Source organism: Moraxella lacunata (assembly GCF_002027545.1).
Lineage (GTDB): Bacteria > Pseudomonadota > Gammaproteobacteria > Pseudomonadales > Moraxellaceae > Moraxella > Moraxella lacunata.
Genome location: NZ_MXAN01000019.1, coordinates 50,475 through 70,942, shown reverse-complemented (window position 1 = coordinate 70,942; position 20,468 = coordinate 50,475). Strand labels below are relative to the sequence as shown.

The 20,468-nt window shown below is 44.0% G+C and carries 31 protein-coding genes and 2 pseudogenes; 23 read left to right on the top strand and 10 right to left on the bottom strand.

Features of this window, described 5'->3' with window-relative positions:
• Nucleotides 1-126 precede the first annotated feature (126 nt).
• Together B5J94_RS04035 and B5J94_RS04030 are read left to right on the top strand one after the other, a co-directional pair.
• Nucleotides 127-567: a PACE efflux transporter gene (locus B5J94_RS04035; RefSeq protein WP_211271049.1), complete on the top strand. Its 441-nt coding sequence runs from the start codon at nucleotides 127-129 to the stop codon at nucleotides 565-567.
• A complete protein-coding gene (locus tag B5J94_RS04030) occupies nucleotides 564-989 on the top strand; it encodes a MarR family winged helix-turn-helix transcriptional regulator (protein ID WP_062499389.1) in 426 nt (141 codons plus the stop codon). Before B5J94_RS04035 ends, B5J94_RS04030 begins: the two co-directional genes overlap by 4 nt.
• Here B5J94_RS04030 and B5J94_RS04025 read toward each other — a convergent pair.
• Nucleotides 986-1,519 (bottom strand): TetR/AcrR family transcriptional regulator, encoded by a 534-nt coding sequence (locus B5J94_RS04025; RefSeq protein ID WP_062499391.1) that lies wholly within the window; start codon nucleotides 1,517-1,519, stop codon nucleotides 986-988. The two genes, B5J94_RS04030 and B5J94_RS04025, sit on opposite strands and share 4 nt — an antisense overlap.
• A gap of 290 nt (nucleotides 1,520-1,809) precedes the next feature.
• Here B5J94_RS04025 and B5J94_RS04020 point away from each other — a divergent pair, with 290 nt between their 5' ends.
• Nucleotides 1,810-2,733, top strand: a complete 924-nt coding sequence (locus tag B5J94_RS04020) for a poly(ethylene terephthalate) hydrolase family protein (RefSeq protein WP_062501648.1) — start codon at nucleotides 1,810-1,812, stop codon at nucleotides 2,731-2,733.
• 67 nt (nucleotides 2,734-2,800) lie between these two features.
• On the opposite strand, the gene B5J94_RS04015 is transcribed toward B5J94_RS04020, so the two are convergent.
• Entirely contained in the window at nucleotides 2,801-3,244 is a 444-nt protein-coding gene (locus tag B5J94_RS04015) for a MarR family winged helix-turn-helix transcriptional regulator (protein WP_211271048.1), read from the bottom strand.
• 335 nt (nucleotides 3,245-3,579) lie between these two features.
• On the opposite strand from B5J94_RS04015, the gene B5J94_RS04010 reads away from it, so the two are divergent.
• Entirely contained in the window at nucleotides 3,580-4,023 is a 444-nt protein-coding gene (locus B5J94_RS04010) for a hypothetical protein (RefSeq protein WP_062501773.1), read from the top strand.
• A 260-nt stretch (nucleotides 4,024-4,283) separates the two neighbouring features.
• A complete protein-coding gene (locus B5J94_RS04005) occupies nucleotides 4,284-4,715 on the top strand; it encodes an antibiotic biosynthesis monooxygenase family protein (RefSeq protein WP_174519816.1) in 432 nt (143 codons plus the stop codon).
• 183 nt (nucleotides 4,716-4,898) lie between these two features.
• Here B5J94_RS04005 and B5J94_RS04000 read toward each other — a convergent pair whose 3' ends face one another.
• A complete protein-coding gene (locus B5J94_RS04000; RefSeq protein WP_062501492.1) occupies nucleotides 4,899-5,819 on the bottom strand; it encodes a LysR family transcriptional regulator in 921 nt (306 codons plus the stop codon).
• Nucleotides 5,820-5,951: 132 nt separating this feature from the next.
• On the opposite strand from B5J94_RS04000, the gene B5J94_RS03995 reads away from it, so the two are divergent.
• From B5J94_RS03995 to B5J94_RS14705, 4 genes are all read left to right on the top strand, one after another.
• Entirely contained in the window at nucleotides 5,952-6,974 is a 1,023-nt protein-coding gene (locus tag B5J94_RS03995) for an MBL fold metallo-hydrolase (RefSeq protein ID WP_062501494.1), read from the top strand.
• 324 nt (nucleotides 6,975-7,298) lie between these two features.
• Nucleotides 7,299-7,967 (top strand): nitroreductase, encoded by a 669-nt coding sequence (locus B5J94_RS03990; protein WP_065255968.1) that lies wholly within the window; start codon nucleotides 7,299-7,301, stop codon nucleotides 7,965-7,967.
• Nucleotides 7,968-8,087: 120 nt separating this feature from the next.
• Nucleotides 8,088-8,315: a hypothetical protein gene (locus tag B5J94_RS14460; protein ID WP_079363945.1), complete on the top strand. Its 228-nt coding sequence runs from the start codon at nucleotides 8,088-8,090 to the stop codon at nucleotides 8,313-8,315.
• A complete protein-coding gene (locus tag B5J94_RS14705) occupies nucleotides 8,309-8,764 on the top strand; it encodes an MDR/zinc-dependent alcohol dehydrogenase-like family protein (RefSeq protein ID WP_228144517.1) in 456 nt (151 codons plus the stop codon). The genes B5J94_RS14460 and B5J94_RS14705 overlap by 7 nt, the downstream gene beginning before the upstream one ends.
• Nucleotides 8,765-8,824: 60 nt before the next feature.
• On the opposite strand, the gene cueR is transcribed toward B5J94_RS14705, so the two are convergent.
• Nucleotides 8,825-9,214: a Cu(I)-responsive transcriptional regulator gene (gene cueR, locus B5J94_RS03975; protein WP_062499830.1), complete on the bottom strand. Its 390-nt coding sequence runs from the start codon at nucleotides 9,212-9,214 to the stop codon at nucleotides 8,825-8,827.
• A gap of 173 nt (nucleotides 9,215-9,387) precedes the next feature.
• On the opposite strand from cueR, the gene B5J94_RS14325 reads away from it, so the two are divergent.
• Nucleotides 9,388-9,534: a hypothetical protein gene (locus tag B5J94_RS14325; RefSeq protein ID WP_167346553.1), complete on the top strand. Its 147-nt coding sequence runs from the start codon at nucleotides 9,388-9,390 to the stop codon at nucleotides 9,532-9,534.
• An 80-nt stretch (nucleotides 9,535-9,614) separates the two neighbouring features.
• A complete protein-coding gene (copM, locus tag B5J94_RS03970) occupies nucleotides 9,615-10,358 on the top strand; it encodes a CopM family metallochaperone (protein ID WP_062499834.1) in 744 nt (247 codons plus the stop codon).
• A gap of 106 nt (nucleotides 10,359-10,464) precedes the next feature.
• On the opposite strand, the gene arsB is transcribed toward copM, so the two are convergent.
• The 3 genes from arsB to B5J94_RS03955 are packed head-to-tail and all read right to left on the bottom strand — an operon-like array spanning nucleotide 10,465 to nucleotide 12,265.
• Nucleotides 10,465-11,478, bottom strand: coding sequence for an ACR3 family arsenite efflux transporter (gene arsB, locus B5J94_RS03965; RefSeq protein ID WP_062499836.1), 1,014 nt, complete (start codon nucleotides 11,476-11,478; stop codon nucleotides 10,465-10,467).
• 1 nt (nucleotide 11,479) lies between these two features.
• Entirely contained in the window at nucleotides 11,480-11,890 is a 411-nt protein-coding gene (arsC, locus tag B5J94_RS03960; RefSeq protein WP_062499838.1) for an arsenate reductase (glutaredoxin), read from the bottom strand.
• Nucleotides 11,891-11,941: 51 nt separating this feature from the next.
• Nucleotides 11,942-12,265 (bottom strand): ArsR/SmtB family transcription factor, encoded by a 324-nt coding sequence (locus B5J94_RS03955; protein ID WP_034293588.1) that lies wholly within the window; start codon nucleotides 12,263-12,265, stop codon nucleotides 11,942-11,944.
• A 191-nt stretch (nucleotides 12,266-12,456) separates the two neighbouring features.
• On the opposite strand from B5J94_RS03955, the gene B5J94_RS03950 reads away from it, so the two are divergent.
• From B5J94_RS03950 to B5J94_RS14685, 8 genes and pseudogenes are all read left to right on the top strand, one after another.
• The gene (locus tag B5J94_RS03950) at nucleotides 12,457-13,812 is read left to right on the top strand and encodes an NtaA/DmoA family FMN-dependent monooxygenase (protein WP_062499840.1); all 1,356 of its coding nucleotides are present in this window, start codon (nucleotides 12,457-12,459) and stop codon (nucleotides 13,810-13,812) included.
• A gap of 34 nt (nucleotides 13,813-13,846) precedes the next feature.
• Nucleotides 13,847-14,616: pseudogene (locus tag B5J94_RS15130) on the top strand (SDR family NAD(P)-dependent oxidoreductase).
• Nucleotides 14,617-14,750: 134 nt separating this feature from the next.
• Entirely contained in the window at nucleotides 14,751-15,059 is a 309-nt protein-coding gene (locus B5J94_RS03940; protein ID WP_062499845.1) for an ArsR/SmtB family transcription factor, read from the top strand.
• Nucleotides 15,060-15,071: 12 nt separating this feature from the next.
• Nucleotides 15,072-15,644, top strand: coding sequence for a rhodanese family protein (locus B5J94_RS03935; protein WP_062499847.1), 573 nt, complete (start codon nucleotides 15,072-15,074; stop codon nucleotides 15,642-15,644).
• Between the two features lie 40 nt (nucleotides 15,645-15,684).
• On the top strand, nucleotides 15,685-15,873 hold the full coding sequence (locus B5J94_RS03930; RefSeq protein WP_062499849.1) for a YgaP family membrane protein: 189 nt from the start codon (nucleotides 15,685-15,687) through the stop codon (nucleotides 15,871-15,873).
• A 132-nt stretch (nucleotides 15,874-16,005) separates the two neighbouring features.
• A complete protein-coding gene (locus B5J94_RS14695; RefSeq protein ID WP_079363944.1) occupies nucleotides 16,006-16,212 on the top strand; it encodes an EamA family transporter in 207 nt (68 codons plus the stop codon).
• Nucleotides 16,213-16,309: 97 nt separating this feature from the next.
• The gene (locus B5J94_RS14690; protein WP_079363943.1) at nucleotides 16,310-16,726 is read left to right on the top strand and encodes an EamA family transporter; all 417 of its coding nucleotides are present in this window, start codon (nucleotides 16,310-16,312) and stop codon (nucleotides 16,724-16,726) included.
• A 9-nt stretch (nucleotides 16,727-16,735) separates the two neighbouring features.
• Nucleotides 16,736-16,978 carry an EamA family transporter gene (locus B5J94_RS14685; protein ID WP_062501219.1) on the top strand — a complete coding sequence of 81 codons (243 nt, stop codon included), beginning with the start codon at nucleotides 16,736-16,738 and terminating at the stop codon, nucleotides 16,976-16,978.
• A gap of 51 nt (nucleotides 16,979-17,029) precedes the next feature.
• On the opposite strand, the gene B5J94_RS03910 is transcribed toward B5J94_RS14685, so the two are convergent.
• On the bottom strand, nucleotides 17,030-17,266 hold the full coding sequence (locus tag B5J94_RS03910; protein ID WP_062501220.1) for a putative hemolysin: 237 nt from the start codon (nucleotides 17,264-17,266) through the stop codon (nucleotides 17,030-17,032).
• 296 nt (nucleotides 17,267-17,562) lie between these two features.
• Between B5J94_RS03910 and B5J94_RS03905 the strand changes: the two are divergent.
• From B5J94_RS03905 to B5J94_RS03900, 3 genes and pseudogenes are all read left to right on the top strand, one after another.
• Nucleotides 17,563-17,895 (top strand): annotated as a pseudogene (locus B5J94_RS03905) (PACE efflux transporter); the annotation flags it as partial.
• Nucleotides 17,783-18,037 (top strand): chlorhexidine efflux transporter, encoded by a 255-nt coding sequence (locus tag B5J94_RS15125; protein ID WP_407662468.1) that lies wholly within the window; start codon nucleotides 17,783-17,785, stop codon nucleotides 18,035-18,037. The pseudogene B5J94_RS03905 and the gene B5J94_RS15125, both read left to right, overlap by 113 nt.
• The gene (locus B5J94_RS03900) at nucleotides 18,024-18,452 is read left to right on the top strand and encodes a MarR family winged helix-turn-helix transcriptional regulator (protein WP_062501222.1); all 429 of its coding nucleotides are present in this window, start codon (nucleotides 18,024-18,026) and stop codon (nucleotides 18,450-18,452) included. The genes B5J94_RS15125 and B5J94_RS03900 overlap by 14 nt, the downstream gene beginning before the upstream one ends.
• Nucleotides 18,453-18,509: 57 nt before the next feature.
• On the opposite strand, the gene B5J94_RS03895 is transcribed toward B5J94_RS03900, so the two are convergent.
• A complete protein-coding gene (locus B5J94_RS03895) occupies nucleotides 18,510-19,352 on the bottom strand; it encodes a helix-turn-helix domain-containing protein (protein WP_062501224.1) in 843 nt (280 codons plus the stop codon).
• 105 nt (nucleotides 19,353-19,457) lie between these two features.
• Here B5J94_RS03895 and B5J94_RS03890 point away from each other — a divergent pair, with 105 nt between their 5' ends.
• Nucleotides 19,458-20,270: an alpha/beta hydrolase gene (locus tag B5J94_RS03890; protein ID WP_079363942.1), complete on the top strand. Its 813-nt coding sequence runs from the start codon at nucleotides 19,458-19,460 to the stop codon at nucleotides 20,268-20,270.
• Nucleotides 20,271-20,344: 74 nt separating this feature from the next.
• Here B5J94_RS03890 and B5J94_RS14935 read toward each other — a convergent pair whose 3' ends face one another.
• Nucleotides 20,345-20,467 carry a hypothetical protein gene (locus B5J94_RS14935; protein ID WP_265734260.1) on the bottom strand — a complete coding sequence of 41 codons (123 nt, stop codon included), beginning with the start codon at nucleotides 20,465-20,467 and terminating at the stop codon, nucleotides 20,345-20,347.
• Between the last annotated feature and the right edge of the window lies 1 nt (nucleotide 20,468).

The window sequence follows — 20,468 nt, the reverse complement described above, 5'->3', positions numbered from 1 at the left end:
AAAAAAATAAAACGCCATTATACCATTTTTACCCAAAATAAATAGTCATTTTTCCCCTTGCAAATAGTCCATAATAAGACTATAATAGTCCCAATTTAGACTATTTATTCATTGACAGGGTAAGCCATGAGCCAAACCAACCCCACCGCCATGACCCTAAAAGAACGCTTTATCCATGCCATTTTGTTTGAGATTGGGGCGATTGTGCTGGGTATGTCGCTCATTTTGCTGTTTTCGGACACCGAAGTGGGGCTCGCTTTTGGCGTGGGATTTGCCATTTCGTTTTTGGCGACGGTGTGGAATTTTGTGTTTAATTATGGTTTTGACAAGGTCTTTACCGCACCCCGTGAGACTCGGGGCGTGCGTGTGCGTGTGTTTCATACCGTTGCCTTTGAGACGGGTTTGCTTATTTTTACCATTCCTGTCATGGCGTATTTGTTAAAGCTGACCCTGTGGCAGGCATTTTTGGCGGATTTGGGCATTACGCTGTCGGTCATGGTGTATGCCTTGATTTTTAATTGGATTTATGACAATATCCGCCTAAAATTTGTCGGGAAAATCGCATGAATTCATTTGACCATTTTGGGCAAACCGCCAGTCATCTGTATGGGTTGTACGAGACGTGGGCGAAGAGCAAGGGGATAAATTATGCCACGCTCGCCGTGCTACATACCCTTGTCAAACAAGGCGTTTGCACGCAAAAAGAGATTTGGCAAACGTGGACACTGCCCAAACAAACTGTCTCTGCCACCTGCCAAAAGCTCCATAAGGACGGACTGTTGGCGTTTGATAGCACCGCAGACGGACGAGAAAAGCTCATGGAGCTGACCGAGCATGGGTGTGCGTTTGCCATGCCAATCATCAATGAACTTGACGACATGGAAAGCCGTGCGGTTATGGCGTTTGGGGCGAGACGAGCGGACAAGCTGGCAGGCAAGATGCAAGCCTTTGTGGGGGAGTTGGAGCGGGTGATGAGTGGGCAAATCTAGCTTTCATCGGGCAATGCGTCCCAATTTTCTCCAATCCTTGCCAAATGTTTGCCGATTTTATCTGCCATATCATCAGGCGTTTGCACACGCCCACGCCGTATCCATTCATCAAGCGAGCCAAATACCAGTCCCATAATCAGACTGGTGCGATAGGCTTCATCGTCATCAAAAACAGGTTTTGCCCCGCAACAATCTTTAATGTATTTCAAAAAAATATGCGATAAATCATTGACATACAACAAATCCACGACATCGCCCATATCATTGACGCTGTGAAATATCGCCACAAAAATATCTTTTGTACGAGTAAAAGGCTGACGAGCCAAAAACGCAGGCAACATATTAAGCTGTAAATAAAACACAATCGCCTGTTCTTTATTGGCAAAGTTGCGGTAAAAAGACGAGCGGTTTACCCCTGCTTTTTGGCAAATTTCATTGATTTTAATTTCATCAAATGGTTTTTGTTTGAGCAATAAAATCAGGGCTTGGGCGATATAGTGTTTGATATGGGTATTTAAGGTATGTTTCATTATTAACTCTTAAATTTTTGGGCTCTGGTTCAAAAAGTATGCTACAAGGAAAACCGTTCGTGGTGAGCTTGGGCAACCTAACGGTTTTCCTACCCGCAGGCAGGCTCAGGGCGAACGGAAAACCTAGTTTGGCATACTTTTTAGACTACTACCAATTTTTGATTATTTTAACAAAATTAAAATCATTTTAAAAACTGCAACAAATTCGCTTTTTTGTCGCAGTTTTGGATTTGGGTTGGATTTTATAAAAAGGTTTTTATAAAATAAGGTTTTATTTAAGAGATAATTTTATGAAAATCAATGTATTATTAACCAGTGTTTTATTGGGTACGTTGGCTATAAGTGCCTGCTATACTCTGGATAAATTAGACCAAAAACCTGCCGTCCCTGCCAATTACACCGAGCAAATTCAAGGCTTAATGCCGATTGAAGCCCAGTACACAAAAATGGGACAATTTGCCGTGTCATCGCAAATTGTGCCGAGTGGTCAAAATCGCTATCAAGAATACAAAATTTGGTATCCTGCCAACATCGCCAGCATGAGCAAATTGCCTGTGGTGGTGTTTGCCAATGGCACAGGCACTGCGTATTACAAATACGAACTCGTGTTTGAACATTTGGCAAGTTGGGGTTTTGTCGTGATTGGCAATGACGATAAAGAAAGCTTTCGTGGCGATTCGTCATCACAGTCTCTGGCTTTGCTTGACAAACTTAATTCGGATAAAAATTCCATATTTTACAACAAATTAAATACCCGCAATGCAGGCATTAGCGGACATTCGCAAGGCGGTGTGGGGGCAATCAATGGGGCAACCCGTTTTGCCAATTCGCACCAGTTTAAAGCGGTTTATACTGCCAGTACCCCAAAATTGGCATTGGCAAATGGCTTGAAATGGGATTATGACATTCGCCAAATTCGCACGCCGTATTTTGCCGTATCGGGTACGGGCAAGATTGACGGTGGCAATGGCAAACCTGATAGCGGTATTGCCCCTTTGTCGTCGCTACAAGAAAATCACCACAAAATCCAAAATGGTCAATGGGCGGTTTTCGCTCGCAGAAAAAACACCGACCACGGCGATATGCTGTTTCGTGCAGACGGCTATATGACCGCTTGGTTTATGTATCATTTAAAGCGTGATGAACAGGCGGGCAAAATACTCGCTGAATTAGAACGCAATCCAAATTGGCAAGACGTGATGATAAAGCGTTGATGATGAAAACACCGTGAAAGCGGTGTTTTTTGTTTTCAGGCTGCCTGAAATTAAGTTCAAAATATTTTCAACCCACCTTATTCTCTATCATCATTTTCTGCTGTGCCACAACTTTATTCATCATTTGGATAAACGCCACTTGCTCATCGTCCGTCAGCACCGACAGGGCGGTTTGGTTGATTTTTTGGGCAATGGCGGTCGCTTGCTCTTGCAGGGCTTTGGCGTGGTCGGTCAGCATAATCAGGCGAATGCGTGCGTCTGTTGGGTGCGGTTCTCGCACAATCAAGCCGTCTCTTTCCATGCGGGCAAGCGTGTTGGCAATGGTCGCTTGCTTTAAATCGGCAATTTCTACCAGCTCGTTTTGGCTCAATCCGTCTTTTTCCCACAGGGTCAGCAAAATGGGGAATTGGGCGGGCGACACCCCCAAGGGACTTAACCCTTCGTTTAACAAAATGGCGAATTGGCGGGCAATGTGGTTCATCAGGTAGCCTGCGGATGCGGTTCTTTGCATAAAAATTTCCTTTAAAAACAATTAGGGCGTGCCTGCCCTTTATAACACTATTTGTGATTTAAAGATTTTTATAAGTAAATCAACCGTTTTTGCATGAAAAATGGCTAAATCTTGTTTTTCATCGTCAAAATCCTTGTTGATATTTCAATATCAACTGCGGACTTTTCCTTGAAAAACGGGCGATTTTTCTCATTTTTCATTGCAAATACAAAAGGCAGGCACGCCCTAGTCATAAATTTTTTGTCATTATAGCATAAAAATAGCTTGCTATATAAATACATAGCGTGCTATACTATTTTTAATTTGATAGCTTGCTATATTTTTTGGAGACCAAGATGACACGAGACACCCTTCGCACCCTACACAAATTCACGGCGATAATCGCCACGTTATTGATTGGCACTTTTTGGACAAGCACTTTAATCAGCGAGATTTTTTTGTCAGAAGAAGCGGTGATTTGGGTCAAAAATGCGATTGCTTATGGCGTGTTTTTACTGATGTTGGCAATGGCAATGACTGGGGTGAGCGGTATGAAAATGGGGGCAAAGTCCAAACACCCCAAAATCCTTGCCAAGAAAAAACGCATGCCGATGATTGCCGTCAATGGGCTGTTGATTTTGTTGCCCTGTGCGTTTTATCTGTGCCACAAGGCGAGCGCTGGCGAATTTGACACCGTTTTTTATGCGGTGCAAGGCGTGGAATTGTTGGCAGGGACGGTTAATTTACGGCTGATGTTTTTGTCAATGAAAGACGGCTTTGGCATCAGAAAAAGCAAATGATTTTAGATGAGAAATACCATAAATTAACCAATCCTTAAATTTGGTAATAGACTTCCTGCAAAACTCCAATTGAAGAAAACCGTTCGTGGCGAGCCATGCCTGCCCATAACGGTTTTCCGCTACCCTTCGACAAGCTCAGGGCGAACGGAAAACCTAGTTTTGCAGGAAGTTTAATGTTTGGTGGTAATACCTAGTATGGTAGCGGTTTGCCGTGCTAAGGGTAAAAAATTGAAACCGCATAAGTTAATAGGAGTATATCCATGAAATCAATCAAATTATTGGCAACCGCCTTGGTGATGACAAGCGTTTTGAGTGCTTGCGGTATGGCAAATAAAGCGGAGCATTGGCAAGGCAAACGAGCCGAATGGCAAAACAGCGTGGTGCTGATTAACGCCTTTGAAGTGCCAAAAGGCAAAGAAGCCGAAGCCTTGCAATCGTGGCAAAAAGCCCGTGATTTCTTGCAAACCCAAGACGGCTACATCAGCACGCAGTTGCACCAAAACCTTGACCCCAATGGCAAATTTCATCTGGTAAATGTCGCTCGCTGGCGTAGTGCCGATGATTTTAAAAACGCCACCGCCAAAATGCGTGAAGCCCTGCCTGACAACCAAGTGGAAGGCGTGGTGTTTTATCCGAGTTTATTTAAAGTGATTGAATCGGATATGCCTTTTGGGCGAAAAATGGGGAAATAAATGATAAACACCGTCCAAATGGGTGGTGTTTTTTCTTTTTTAATTTCCTAAAATTATCCTTCCAAATCCAAAAACCACTTTCCCAAAAATAAATTGCATGATATTGACAATGTCAGATTTTGAAAGTTTAGTTTAAAAAAACACCGTTTATCGTGGGATAGGCGGTGTTTTTTGCTATAAAAATTAAACCCGCCAATCTTCCCCCTGATTCCATTTTTCTACTAAAAAATCCATAACTGCCTGTACATTGTGTGGGCGGTAGGTACTTTGTGGCGTGAGTAGGGCGATGTAGATGTCTTGCAAATCGCTGGAAATGGGTGTATCCGCCAAAATGGGAATAAGTTTGCCCGAGCGGATTTCGTCCGCCACTGCCCAATCGGGCATCATCACAATCCCCAAGCCATTGACCGCCATTTCTATCAAACTCGTGGCGTTGTTGCTAACAAAATAAGGCTGTCCATCAATGATTTGCCCTGCCTTGCCAAACCGCCAATGCAAAACCCCAAGCTGTCCACGATAAAACAAGCCTTGATAATGGGGCAAATCGTCCGTGCTTTTAGGTGTGCCAAATTTATCCAAAAAGTTGGGCGATGCCAAAAGAAAATGTCGCTGGCGAGCGATGATTTTCATCTTTAAATTGCTGTCGGCAAGGCTTGCCACACGCACAATCAAATCCGCCGTTTGGCTGTATGGGTCAATAAAATCATCGGTTTGGGTTAGATGAATATTGAGTTTGGGGTAGCGAGTTTGTAGCTCTGGCAAATGGAGCGTTAGGTGTTTTTGCCCAAAAAACACAGGGGCGTTAATGCGGACAATGCCTGTTGGCTCACTGTCGGTTTGGTACATATCATGGTGCAGACGGTCAAATTGGTGCAGTATGGTTTGGGCGTAGCCACAAAACCGCTCGCCAGCTTGGGTAAGCGTCATGGAGCGGGTATTGCGATAAAACAGCGTTTGCCCAAAATCGTTTTCTAACTGTTTGATTTGCCGAGAGATGACTGAGCTTGCCACATCATAACGGCGAGCAACTTCGGAAAAGTTTTTTTCTTTGGCAACGGCTAAAAAAATTTCTAGGGCGTAAAAGGTGGTGTTTTTGGGGTTCATTTATGCTTATTTTGCAAAAGTGTTTTTTGATTGGTGCTATTTTAACAAATTTAAAAAGCCATTACAATATGCTCACTTCACAGGATAGAGCATTTTGCTTTATCTATTATTCATTATTTTATAAGGTTTTTTATGAAAACATTATCCAAAATCAGCACGGCGTTATTGCTTGCAGGCTCGCTTTTTAGCTCGGTGGCAATGGCTCACGGTACGCATTCGCATTCACACGCAGTTTATCAACCCACAGAAAATGCCGTAGCACAAAAACGCACCCAAGTGGACGGCTACTATCGTATGATGCTTGGCGATTATGAAGTTACCGCTTTGTATGACGGTTATTTGTCCATTGGTACACCTGTTTATCAACAGTTTACCAAATTAACCAAAAAACAATTAGATGAGTTGATTTCAGGGCAATTTCGTCCAATGCTTCCAGATGGTGGCGCACAAACGGCTGTTACGGGGTATTTGATTAACACAGGCAAAAATTTGGTGCTACTTGACGCAGGTTCTGGTGATGTGTTTGATGATAAAGTGGGTAAATTAGCCGAAAGTTTGATTAAATCAGGCTATCGCCCTGAACAGGTGGATACCATTATTCCAATGCATTTGCATTTTGACCATTTTAGTGGCGTAACTCGCAATGGCAAAATGGAATTTCCAAATGCAACCGTTTATATTGCCAATCAAGAAAAAGCCTTTTGGTTAGACACGCCTATCAGCCAAATGCCAGAGCATACCCAAAAATATGCCCAATGGACACGAGATGCGGTTGCTCCTTATGTGGCGGCAGGGCGTGTGAAATATTATAATTTGGGCGATGAAATTATCCCAAATTTCAAATCCGTGCCAACCACAGGGCATACCCCAGGTCATAGCAGTGTGGAAGTCTCATCAAAAGGCGAAAAATTGTTTGTGTGGGGCGATTTGTTGCACAACCACGCCTTGCAACTGCCTGAACCAAGTGTGGCAGCCGAGTTTGATGTGAATGCAAAATCAGCTCGTGCCAGCCGATTGGCGATGTTTCCAAAACTTGCCAAAAACAAAACTTGGATTGCAGGGGCTCACTTGCCATTCCCAGGACTTGGGCATATTCGCCAAGAGAAAAAGGGCTATTCTTGGGTACCTGTTGAATACACACCACTTGAATACTAATTTTACATAATAGACTTCTTTCCAAACCCTGATTTTTGTAGATTTTTAAAAACTTCAACCCCAATACTTACAAGGGTTTATTTTTAGTTTGGAAAGAGATTTAATAAAAAACACCGTTTTTTAAATAAAAGCGGTGTTTTTTGTCTTATCAAAACTATTTATGCTAATTTAGCAAAAGAGTTTTGTTGTTTATGTTATTTTAACAAATTTAATATTGTTTTAAAATAGGCATTATCTTTGGACGTATTGAACATTGATAACATTTTATAAAATAAGATGTAAATTTAACACGTCCTAAACAAAATCATTTATTTGGAGTAATTTATGCTTGATTTTTCAACCGCCGTTCAAACTCGCCAATCCATTCGTGAGTTTTTGCCCGAAACTTTATCCAAAGCCGACATTGGTGCGGTACTTGATGATACCTTGCGTTCCCCGTCTGCGGTCAATGCCCAGCCTTGGCAAATTCATATTGTGTCGGGTGATGCATTGGCTCGTTTGTCCGATAAATTGGTTGAGCGGTTTAGAAATGGCACGCCAAACCCTGATTTTGGTTATGACCAAGCCAATTTTGTCGGCGTGTATGAAGAGCGTATGCGTGATGCCTACAAACGCCTGTACGATGCTTTTAATATCTCTCGTGCCGATAAAGAAGGTCGTAAAAATTTTGCCGAAGAGAATGTGCGTTTTTATGGTGCACCGCATTGTGCTTTTTTCTTTATGCCCAAAATTGGCGACAATGTGTTTTCGGCAATGGATGTGGGTATGATTGTACAAACCTTTATGTTGTCTTTGACTGCTCGTGGTTTTGGTAGCGTGCCACAGCTATTGTTGGCGATGTATCCTGATGTGGTACGAGAAGAGTTTGGCGTATCTGATGATTATCAGTTGATGGTGGGCGTGTCTTTTGGTAAACCTGATAGCCAATCGCCAGCCAATGACATTCGTCAGCCCAGAGCCCCACAAGGCGAAACCGTGTTTTTCCACGATTAAATCAATAGACTTCTTTCCAAACCCTGATTTTTATGGATTTTTAAAAACTTCAACCCCAATACTTATAAGGGTTTATTTTTAGTTTGGAAAGAGATTTAATATTTACTTAAAGAGAAAAAAATGAGCAAACAAATTCAATTTACCAAAACAGGTTCGCCTGATGTCCTGCAAATCGTTGACGTACAAATCCCCGCCCCCAAAGCCGATGAAGTACAAATCCAAATCCACGCCATTGGTTTAAACCGTGCCGAGATGATGTACCGTGCCGAGATGATGTACCGTGAAGGGGCGTATGTGATTGACCCTGTGTTCCCTGCGATTTGGGCTACGAAGGGGCAGGCGTGGTAACAGCGATTGGCAATGGCGTGAGCGAATTTGCCATTGGCGATAAGGTCAGCGTCATTCCGTCCTTTATGTTTACCGAATACGGCACTTATGGCGAGCTGGTCAATATGCCCAAACACGCCGTGGTCAAGCACCCCGACACGCTGACAATGGAGCAAGCGTCCGCCAGTTGGATGGCGTTTGTTACCGCTTATGGCGGACTGTTGGAATTTGGCAAACTGCAAAAAGGCGATGTCGTGGTGCTGGGCGGTGCAACCAGTTCGGTCGGCTTGGCGGCAATCCAAATCGCCAAAATGCAAGGGGCAACCGTCATCGCCCTGACACGCACCCACGCCAAAGGCGATGTGCTGTTGGATAAAGGGGCTGGGCATATGGATTTATACGACCAAGATAATTGTGTCAGCCAAGTGGTTGATAAATTAACCGAGTTTTATCAGGCGAATTTGAAATAAGTTTTTTATGGTTATGCACGGCTGTTATCAAGCTATGGCATTCATCTGCTTTGATAGTGGTTAAAAATCGCTCAAGCCTTTTAAGATGGGGCAGTCGGGATTGTCATCGCCCCCGCAGGCATCGCTCCACGCTTGCAGGGTGTGTTGCATTGATTTTAATTCTTTGATTTTATTGGATAAAAAATCAATATGACTGGCGGTGAGCGTTTTGACCTGAGCACTTGTGCGGTGTGGATTGTCTTGCAGTGCCAAAAGCTCGCCAATCTGTGCAAGCGAAAAACCGACGCTGCGGGCTTTGGCGATGAATTTTAGCCGAGCGATGTCATTGGAGTTATAAATCCGATAACCTGCTTCACTGCGTGATGGGTTAATTAATAAGTCTGCTTTTTCATAATCACGGATTTGTTTGACGGAAAGTTGGGTAGATTTAGACGCTTGTCCGATGTTCATTGTTGCTCCTTATTGAGTGGTGTGTAAAAAAAATGTTATCAAGTAAAAATAACCCTTGACCCTAACATAAGGTTAGACTTTATAATACGCTCATTAAAACAAAAAAGCAATGTTTTTAGTGGTTTAAAAACGGTTTTTGTTTTGATAATCAACCTTTAATTTGGAGAATTGTTATGAACGACATCATCAAAAACCCAAACGCCCACTGCGGTTGCCAATCTTGCACAGGGCAAAATTGCAATCCAAAATGCAACTGCCAAAATGGCGAGCCCTGCATTTGTGATGACTGCACTTGCAACGGCTGTGCGTGTGAATCGTAAAACCAAATAGTGAAATGGACATTGGGCGAATCTGTCATTTGCCCAATGTTATCAATGCCCATTTTGACAAGGAGAATCCAATGACATTCATCAAAAACCGTGCCGTACATCTTGTCGCTGCCACTGTTGTTTTGGCGACTTTAACCGCTTGTACCGACGGCAAAAACGAAGTGCCGACGCACTCGATGGTAGGTGACAATAACCACACCCAAACCACCCACGACAGCCCAAATAACCAAAACGGGCACGCAGAGATGAACCACGCCAATATGAACCACTCTGCTATGGCGATGGACACTCAAAATGCTCCGCCCCATACCCAAGCCTATCTTGCAATGATGAACAAGATGGGCGATGAGATGAGCAAAGCGGGCAATCTTGCCGATGCTGATACCGCTTTTGCCAAAGGTATGATTCCGCACCATATCGGAGCAGTTGAGATGGCAAAAGTACAGCTTGAATTTGGCAAAGACGAAACAATGCGAAAGCTTGCCCAAGCGATTATTGATGGACAACAAGCCGAAATTGACTTGATGAATGGCTGGCTGAATGGCAAAGACACGACCACCCAAAACGCCAACGCCCCACACGCCAAAGCCTATGCCTTGGACAATTCACACGGCGAAATGATGACGGCAATTTATGAGACCGACCCTGATGTCGCCTTTGCCAAAGCGATGATTCCCCACCACAAGGGAGCGGTCAATATGGCAAAAGTGCAATTAGAATACGGCAAAGATAAAGCAATGCAAGATTTGGCAAAGCAAATCATCAATGCCCAAGAGCCTGAAATTAAGCTGATGGAAGATTGGCTAAAACAGTAGGGGCAATAAGGCAAAAGCACCGCTTTTGATAAAGCGGTGTTTTTTATGCCGTCTTAAAGGTTTGTGATTTTAAGACGGCATTGGATTTTTCAGGCAACCTGAAACCCTACACCCCTTTATTTTCCAGCGATTTTCGGTTTATCCACCACACCAGCGACAACATCACAGGCACTTCAACCAACACGCCCACCACCGTTGCCAATGCCGCCCCTGAATTTAAACCAAATAAAGCAATCGCCACCGCCACCGCCAATTCAAAAAAATTGCTTGTGCCGATTAAGCAAGCAGGGGCGGAAATGGCGTGGGGTAATTTAAGCCATTTTGCCCAAATCGCACTCAAGGCAAAAATGCCGTAAGTCTGCACCAATAAAGGAATGGCAATCAGCAGGATAATCATCGGCTTATCCACAATGGTTTGTGCCTGAAACGCAAACAACAGCACCACCGTCAATAACAATCCCAAGATAGACAAAGGCTTAAAACGCTGGCTGAATTGGCGAATTTTGTGTTCATCTTGCAAAGATTTGCGAGTGGCAAGCCCAACCAGCAAAGGCAACACCAAATACAGCAACACGCTAAAAAACAGCGTGTCCCACGGGATTGTGATGTCGTTCATACCCAAAAGTAGCCCTGCAATCGGGGCAAAGGCAAAAATCATAATCACATCATTTAAAGACACTTGCACCAGCGTGTAATTGGGGTCGCCTTTGACCAGTTGAGACCAAACAAAAACCATTGCCGTACAAGGTGCAACCCCAAGCAAAATCATACCTGCAATGTACTCGCTTGCCGATTGTTCATCTACCCAGCCAGCAAAAAACACCTTAAAAAACAACCAGCCCACAAGTGCCATCGTAAAAGGCTTAATCAACCAATTCACCGTTAAAGTCAGCCACAGCCCTTTGGGATTGTGGCGGATATTTTTAATGGCAAGCCAGTCAATTTGTATCATCATCGGATAAATCATCAGCCAAATCAGCACCGCAATCGGCAAATTGATTTGAGCCACCTGCATTGTGGCAATCCATTGAAAATAAGGCGTAAACCAAATACCCAGCCCCACGCCAAGCAAAATCGCCAAACCCACCCACACACTCAAAAACCGTTCAAAAATGCCCATTTTATGCCCCTTGTACGCGGATGATTTCGCCATCTTCTTTGACAAAATCACTGTGCAATGCCACAGGTGAAATGCTCAAAAACACTTCGCTTGGACGGCACAAACGCACGCCTTTTTCGGTGATGACAATCGGGCGGTTGATTAAAATGGGGGCGGTCAGCATTGCCTTAATGATGTCGTTATCGCTCACCTCGTTGTCCAAATGAAATTGTTGATATTCAGGCACATTGCTTCGTAAAAGCTCTCTGGGCGTGATGTTCATTTGTTCAATCAGTTGGCGTAATGTGCGTTCATCGGGCGGGGTGTCCAGATAATGAATAATGGTCGGCTCAATGCCCAAATGGCGAATCAAAGCCAGCGTGTTGCGAGAAGTACCGCATTTGGGATTGTGATAAATGCTGATTGGATGCATAGTATGTTCCTTATTTCAAGAGTTATTGAAATGAATGGGCAAAAAAATTTGCTAACACGATTGGCAAAATTTTTCGCAATCGCCACCGCTTGCGTTTTCACAACAGCGATGCAATAAAAATTCAATCAAGCCGTTCATCATCGCTAAATTGGCGAAATAACGGACAAATTTTCCCTGCTGTTCACTGTAAACAAGGTTGGCGTTTGCCAAAGTTTTTAAGTGAAACGACAGATTATTGGGGGCAAGATTGAGCTGTTTTGCCAAATCGCCCGCCACCATACCACGCCCCCCTTCGGCGGTCAGGGCTTGGAAAATGGCAAGGCGTGTGGGCGAAGCAAGACTTTCAAACAGTTTGCTGGCGTGTTCGGTGTTCATATTCATAGGCGGTTAGTATAGCAGGGCGTGCTTTTCATTTCAATATGTATTGAAATGATGTTTGTGTGTTCAGGCAGCCTGAAAAATTTATCTTTCCAAAAACGAAAACCAACTTCCCATTTTTCGCCATTCAAATTTTAAAAATAAAAACCTATAATATCCCCATACCCTAACCATAAGAGAGAAATAACATGGCTGATTATCTTGACAATGCCAATAAACAAATGAAACTTGCCCTACAACTGGTTTCAGGTTATGGCGGTGAGTTCCAGTCGTGGCGACTTGCCGACAGCAACGAGCGTGCCTATACCGACATTGATTTTTATGCCCAAATGGCAAAAACGGCCGAAAAAGGCAAAATCCACACGCTCTTTATCGCTGATACCCCGTCTTTTGGTGGGGGGGGCGGTGGCACGGACATTTCCACCCGTTCGCCTGCCTTTCCGCTTGAACCCATGGTTATGCTCTCTGCCGTTGCCTACGCCACACAAAAAATCGGCATGGTGGCGACTTTTTCCACCACTTACAACCTGCCCTACAATTTGGCTCGTCAATTAAAAACGCTGGACACATTAAGCCAAGGGCGTGTCGGCTGGAATGCGGTTACCACAGGCACACGAGAGACCGCCTACAATTTTGGCGACAAGCCCCTGCCTGATACGACCACACGCTACGAAATGGCACACGAAATGGTGGAAGCGGTGCAAACCTTGTGGGGCGGGTTTGGCGAAAATGCCTACATCACTGACAAAGCCACAGGCGTGTTTGCCGACATGAGCCAAATCAAGCCTGCCCATTACCAAGGCAAGCATTACCAAGTCAAAGGGGCATTGCCCATTCCTGCCACACCACAGGGGCAACCGCCGATTTTTCAGGCAGGCCCAAGTCCAGAGGGGGTGGAGCTGGCTGGGCGTTTTGCCAGTGGCGTGTATGCCAATCCGTTTACGATTGACGAAGCACGAGCCTACCGCAATGTACTCAAACAAAGTGCCATACAGCACGGCAGAAACGCTGACGACATCAATATGTTTAGCGGATTTATGTTCACGATTGGCGACACGTATGAAGAAGCGTTGGCTCGCAGAATGAAGCTCATTGATTTTATGAGTGATGAGGAATTTTATGGGCAAATTCGCTATTTGTCGGCGATGATTGGCGTGAATTTGCATGGGCTTAATTTGAATGAGCCTTTGCCAAAACATTTGCAAAATCAGGCGACACCGCACCCACACGACCCACGCTCGCCACGAGCGGTAGAACTCATCAAACAAGGTATGTCGCCCAAAGAAGCCCTTGCCAATGGCGTGATTAACTACCACCCTGTGGTGGTCGGCACGGCAACCGATGTGGCGGACTTTATGGAAAACTGGTTCAAAGCAGGGGCAACAGACGGCTTTTCGCTCGCCCCCGACAGCCAAAAAGGCGTGCAAGATTTTGTGGAAAAAGTCGTACCGATTTTGCAGGAGCGTGGGATTTATCATGCTGATTATGAAGGTTCAACTTTGCGTGAGTTGGGCGTGCCGTATCAGTATGGGTTAAGAAAATAATTTATAAATAATCAATTAGTTAAGGAGATTGAATATGAAACGATTAACCAATAAAGTCGCCATTATCACAGGTGCCGCCAGTGGCATGGGCGAGACGACCGCTCGGGTGTTTGCCCGTGAAGGTGCGACCGTGATTATTACCGATGTGCAAGAGCAGGCGATTAAAGATTTGGTTGCCGACATTCAAGGCGAGTATGGCGATGTGGCGTTGGGCATTGTCCACGACATCGCAGACGAGCAGTCTTGGACAAAAGTTACCCAAGAAGTTGTGGCGAAATTCGGCAAAATTGATATTTTGGTCAATAACGCTGCCATTGGCGGTAAAGACTGGAAATACGAAGATGCGTCTTTGGAAGAATGGCAAAAAGTGATGAAAGTCAATGCCGAAGGGGCATTTTGGGGATTTGTGCCGTTGTGCCTTATATGAAGAAAAACGACATCAGCTCGATTGTCAATATCAATACCCTAGGCGTACACGTGGCAGGCGAAGGCATTGCGGGCATTTCGTATTCGGCGTCCAAAGGGGCGGTCGACGCCTTAACCCGTGCCATGGCTTCACGTCTTGGCAAATACAATATCCGTGTCAATTCCGTATCGCCCGGTCCGATTTTGACCCCTATGGCAAAGCAGTATTCCAGCGATGAAAAATTGGCAGAAATCGCCAGCTTTAATCAGCTTGGACGCATGGGCAACCCGCTTGATGTGGCACATACCACGCTGTTTTTGGCAAGCGATGAAGTCAAATTCATCACAGGGGCTGAGATTTTGGTGGACGGTGGCTTTAAGATTCATAAGCCTTTGTAAAAATTAGCGTAAAGAAAACATCGCTCAAATGGGCGGTGTTTTTTATTGGCAAAAATAACGGCTTATTTTAAAATACACGCTTGACCTTGGCAAAATTTTATATTAGAATTAACTAAATTAGAGAAATCTAAACTATGAATGATACTGTATCCAATGCAACATTCCCCGAGCAAGCCAAACAAGCGAGCGACTTTTTACGCATTTTGGCAAACGAAAACCGCCTGCAAATCCTGTGCCTGCTGATAGAGCATGGCGAGATGAGTGTCGGACAAATCAATGCGATGACCACGCTTAGTCAGTCGGCACTCTCCCAGCATTTGGCAAAAATGCGAGATGAAGGACTGGTAAGTTATCGCAGGCAGTCTCAGACCTTGTATTATCGGATTTGTGATGACAGGGTTGCTCGTATCATCATGGTTTTAAAGGAAATTTTTTGTCCCTAAGGAGCAAAAACCATGCCCAAACCCCAAACAATCAGCCCAAACGAAGTCGCCCAAAAACTCGCCAAGGGGGCGACACTCATTGACATTCGCTCGCCTGATGAATTTGCCCGAATGCACATTGGTGGGGCGGTGTGCGTGCCGATTGACAGCCTTGATAAAGACAGTATCGCCAACCAAGTCGCCAACAATGCCAATCCACAAGGCGGTCAAAATGGCGAAAATGGCGAAAATATCGTGATTTTTCACTGTCTATCAGGCATGAGAACCGCCCAAAATGCCGACAAAATCACCGCTTATACGTCAAATTGCACCGCTTATATCATGGACGGCGGTTTGCAGGCGTGGCAAAAGGCAGGGCTACCAACTGTCATTGACCGCACACAGCCCATTAGTCTTATAAGGCAAGTGCAAATCGTGGCAGGGGTGCTGATACTGTTTGGTGTGGTGCTAGGCTCGCTTGTGTCGCCTGTGTTTTATGGCGTGAGTGGATTTGTCGGGGCAGGGCTACTATTTGCAGGGGTTACGGGCTTTTGTGGTATGGCAAGAGTGCTTGCCTTGTTGCCTTATAATCGTGTGTCGTCTTAATTTATCAATTGTTTTGTCCAAAATCATTTAGGAGAAAATCATGAAAAGTAATCTACACAGCATTGACCGTATCTTACGCTTGGTGGTTGGGGCGTTGCTTGTGGCTTTGGCGGTCATGGGCGTGATTGGGGTGTGGGGCTATATTGGGGCGGTGTTTGTCTTGACGGCATTTATCAACTTTTGCCCCATTTATCGGATATTTAATTTTTCTACCAAAAAGAAAGATTAAACGAGAAAACACCGTCCAAATGGGCGGTGTTTTTGGTTTTGAATATTACCTTTTTTGGTAAATGAAAATCTAGTTCATAACCATTAAAACTGCTAAAATACCAACTTTTAATCAATGCGTCAAGGCATAACAATGAATGAAATGAACAAAAAAGACACGCTTTTGGCAGGTGCGGTCATTTTTTTATGGGGGATTAATTTTTATTTTATCAAACTTGTCTTAAATGAAGTCTCCCCAATGGTTTTGGGCTTTTTGCGTTTTGTCTTTTTGTTATTGCCTGCGATTTTTATTAAATCTCTTTCCAAACTAAAAATAAACCCTTATAAGTATTGGGGTTGAAGTTTTTAAAAATCCATAAAAATCAGGGTTTGGAAAGAAGTCTATTATCAAAAAACCTGCCGTCAAATGGCATTGGCTGGCTTTATATGGTCTAACGATGAGCTTTGGGCAGTTTGCCTTATTGTTTTCGGCAATTTCTGTGGGAATGCCAACAGGGCTTGCTGCTCTCATTCATCAGGCACAGGTATTTTTTACGGTCATCATTGCTTGTGTGTTTTGGCGTGAACCCCTAAAAGCCAATCATCTTATAGCAATGAGCTTGGCAGGTTTGGGCTTGGGCTTGGTGGGTGTGGGGCAGTATCAGGGGCAACTGCCGATGCTTGGCGCTGCCTTGATGCTTGCTGCCGCTTTGGTATGGGCGATTGGCAATACATTGGTCAAAAAAATCGGTTCGGTGAACGCCTTATCGCTTGTGGTATGGGGCAATGTGGTTACGGTTTTGTTGTTTGGTTTGACCGCTTGGGGGCTTTATGGCATAAATGGCGTGGCAGAACAAATCATCGGCATGACTTAGCGTGGTTGGGTGGACGTGCTGTTTTTGGCGTATATGGCAGGATTGGCAGGGTATGCAGGTTGGGGCAGTCTGCTGTCTCGTTACCCTGCTGGTAAAATCACACCGCTTGCCCTGTTTGTGCCTGTGATTGCCTTAATGGTGGCGTATTTGGTGTTAAATGAGCCTTTAAATGCTTGGCATTGGACAGGGTCTTTGGTGGTCATGGTGGCACTTGTGGTGCAGGTATTTGGGGTAAAATGGTTGAAAAAATAAGCGATGAAAAACACCGCCCATTTGGACGGTGTTTTTTTTAAAATCAAAAAATCACTTTTGATGTTGGCGGAAAAATTCCCACTCTTCTACCACTTGACCATTTGGCAAATGGCATACGCCATATTCTGAACCGTCTGCATTTTTGCGGATTTCGGTTTTTCCACCTTGTTTGGCACAAAATTCGGACGCAGGATTTGCCATGCCGACAGCAGGGCTTTGGGTGGTTGTGGTGCAAGCGGTTAAGGTTAGGGCGGTCATGGCGATACCTAGTAGGGTGATTGTTTTCATAAAAAAACCTGATGATAAAAAAGAATGAAAAGGGATTGTAAATGTTGAGATATTATTATTCTTTTATTACTCCAAAAATATAAATTAAAAATGGTAAATTTTTGTATAAGAAAACTTGCTAAAAGGTCTATGTATGGACTATATTTTTATAATTTTTAATAAAATAATGTTAAATATCAATATATTGAATGAAGTTGTCAAGTTTTATAAATGGTTTTTGAAAATTTAAAAAGATTTGCAAATAGTCCATATATAGACTATAATTAGTCCTGTTATAGACTAATTATAGGTAAATTATGAGCCAAATTCAATCTACTCCAATGACCCTAAAAGAGCGTGTTTTGCATTCTATCTTATTTGAACTGGGGGCAATCACGTTGGCAACGGTGTTGGTGCTTGCCTTTTCGGACGTGCAGGCAGGTTCGGCGATTGGCGTGAGTGTGGTCATGGCGGTTATGGCGACTGTGTGGAATTTTGTGTTTAATTATGGTTTTGACAAGGTGTTTACCGCACCCCGTGAGACTCGGGGTTTTGGACTGCGTGTGTTTCATACGGTTGCCTTTGAGACGGGTTTGCTCGCTTTTACCATTCCTGTTATTGCTTATCTTTTGGGCTTGTATTGCTTATCTTTTGGGCTTGACGCTGTGGCAGGCGTTTTTGGCGGACGTGGGATTGACTGTTGCCATTACGGTTTATGCCTTGATTTTTAACTGGATTTATGACAATATCCGCCTAAAATTTATCGGAAAAAAGCACCATGAATTCATTTGATTATTTTGGACAAACCGCAAGCCACGTCTTTGGGCTGTATGGGGCGTGGGCAAAGAGCAGGGGGCTAAATTATGCCACGCTTGCCGTGCTACACGCCTTGACCAAAAACACCGCCCACACCCAAAAAGATATTTGCACCGAATGGGCTCTGCCTAAGCAGACCATATCCGCCACTTGCCAAAAGCTCCATAAGGACGGGCTTTTGGCGTTTGATAGTGCCACAGACGGGCGAGAAAAGGTGCTGTATTTGACTGAACATGGGCGTGCCTATGCCTTGTCAATCATTGGCGAGCTTGATGAGATAGAAAACCGTGCCGTTGCCAAGTTTGGGGCAAAACGGGGGGATAAATTTGTGAGTGAAATGCGTGCTTTTGTGGGGGAGTTGGAGCGGGTGATGAGTGAAGCTGGCAGTTAAGTGTCGCTAAGTTTTAAAACATCGCTTTTGGGCGGTGTTTTTTATGCCAAAGTCATTTTACGCTTTTTGTGTGCTTGGGCTTACCCCAAAGGCTCGCTTATACTCACGGCTAAACTGACTGATACTTTCATAGCCAACTTGATAACCTGCTTCGGATATGGATAAATTTTCTTTTAAAATGAGTGATTTGGCGTGATTTAGGCGGATTGCTTTTTGATAGCCAATGGGCGTTAGACCTGTGATGTGCCTAAAATGGCGATAAAACTGCGTTTCGCCCCAATGCACTTGTTTTGCCAAATCTGCCACTTTAAAGGGTTGGTCAAAATGCAACTGTATCCATTGGCAAGCCTGTTTGATTTTGACAAGGGGGCTGTTGGGATTGGCAAGCTGTTTGATGTTGCTACCCAGTGCAGAATTAAGCAAAAGATATAACAACTCATCACGATAGATGTTTGCTAAAAACTGTGCGTTGTCTTGGGAGAGTAGGTGGATAATACGGTACAAGCAATCGGCAATGTTATCATCAATCAAAGCAATGTATTCATCGGATTTTGAGGTAGGACTGGTGTGGGCTGACACACGGGCGATGTCTGTCTCATCAAGTGCTAACATTAACGCCAAAACTTCATCGTTATGCTTGTTTTGTGGGACGTTGGCAACAACGGGTAAGTTGATTGGTGTAAAAATCATATCGCCAGCACTTATCAGGTGTGATGTATTGTTGGTGCTAAGTTTGACTTGACCACTCAAACAAAAACCGACATTACTAAACAAAATTTTGCCGTCATAAGATTGGTTTTGGACGGCATGATTTAGCCAAAATCCCTGCAAATGACTGGGGCTTGCTATGGTGGGTGTGCTAAATTTTTTGACAATGCCAAGTGTATTTTGACAAAACATAAAACATAAAAAACGGACAATTAGGCAAGTATTATACAGAATTGAGCAAGCAAAGCATGGCGGTATTTTTTATAATGGCTTATTCATTTTTAAGAGTATTTAACCATGTTAAAACAAGTATTTTTAGCAGTTAGCCTAACATTAGCTCTCACCGCTTGCCAAAGCACACCAAATGACAAAACGCCAAACGCAAGTCTTTCACCACAAGTCATCAAACACATGGCAAACCAAATGAGCCAAAACTTGCGTGCTTTGCCACGCACACAAACCGCCCAATTTGCCAATATCGCCTATGATACGGTGGACGAACGCCAAAAAATGGACATTTATTTGCCTAACAATCAGACAATCCATGCCCCAACGGTCGTTTATATTCACGGTGGCGGTTGGATTGGGGGTGATAAAATTGAAGTGGCAAGCTCAAAAATGGGTGTGGATAAAATGATTGCCCGTCTTTTGGATAATGGCTATGCGGTGGTGTCGGTGGATTATCGTTTTGCCCCTGATTATCCAATGCCTGCCCAAACCGATGATGTAACAAAAGCCTTTGAATTTATTTTAAAAAATGGTCAAAAATACGGCATAGACACGAGTCGCCTTGCAGTAATGGGCGAGAGTGCTGGTGGGCATTTAGCACAGTGGCTGTCGGTAACGCAAGGCAAGCATTTAAAGGCGAGTGTGCCGTTTTATGCCGTCTCTGATGTGGCAAACTTAAGCCAAATGGTCAAAGCAGACCCTGTGTGTCAAAATTTTAGTTTGGGCAAGCTGCTTGGCGGTATGGGTATGAATGTGCCTGATGATTTTTCTATTAGACTTCTTTCCAAACCCCGATTTTTGTGGATTTTTAAAAACCTCAANNTTGGAAAGAGGTCTAATATCCGTTTTCAAACCAAACCATTAGGACAGTCCATTCCCTAATGGTTTATTTTATTTGCCAAACCGATGAAACCGACTGTTAAACACCCCATTTTAAACGCCTGCTTAAATTCACCCTAATCACTTTGGGTGTACTCACGCTTATCATCGCCATTTTGGGCGTGATGCTCTATCGCAATTTGGGCGGATTGCCCGATGAGAGCCGTTTTGCTCATTTGCCCTATTACAAAAACGGGCAAT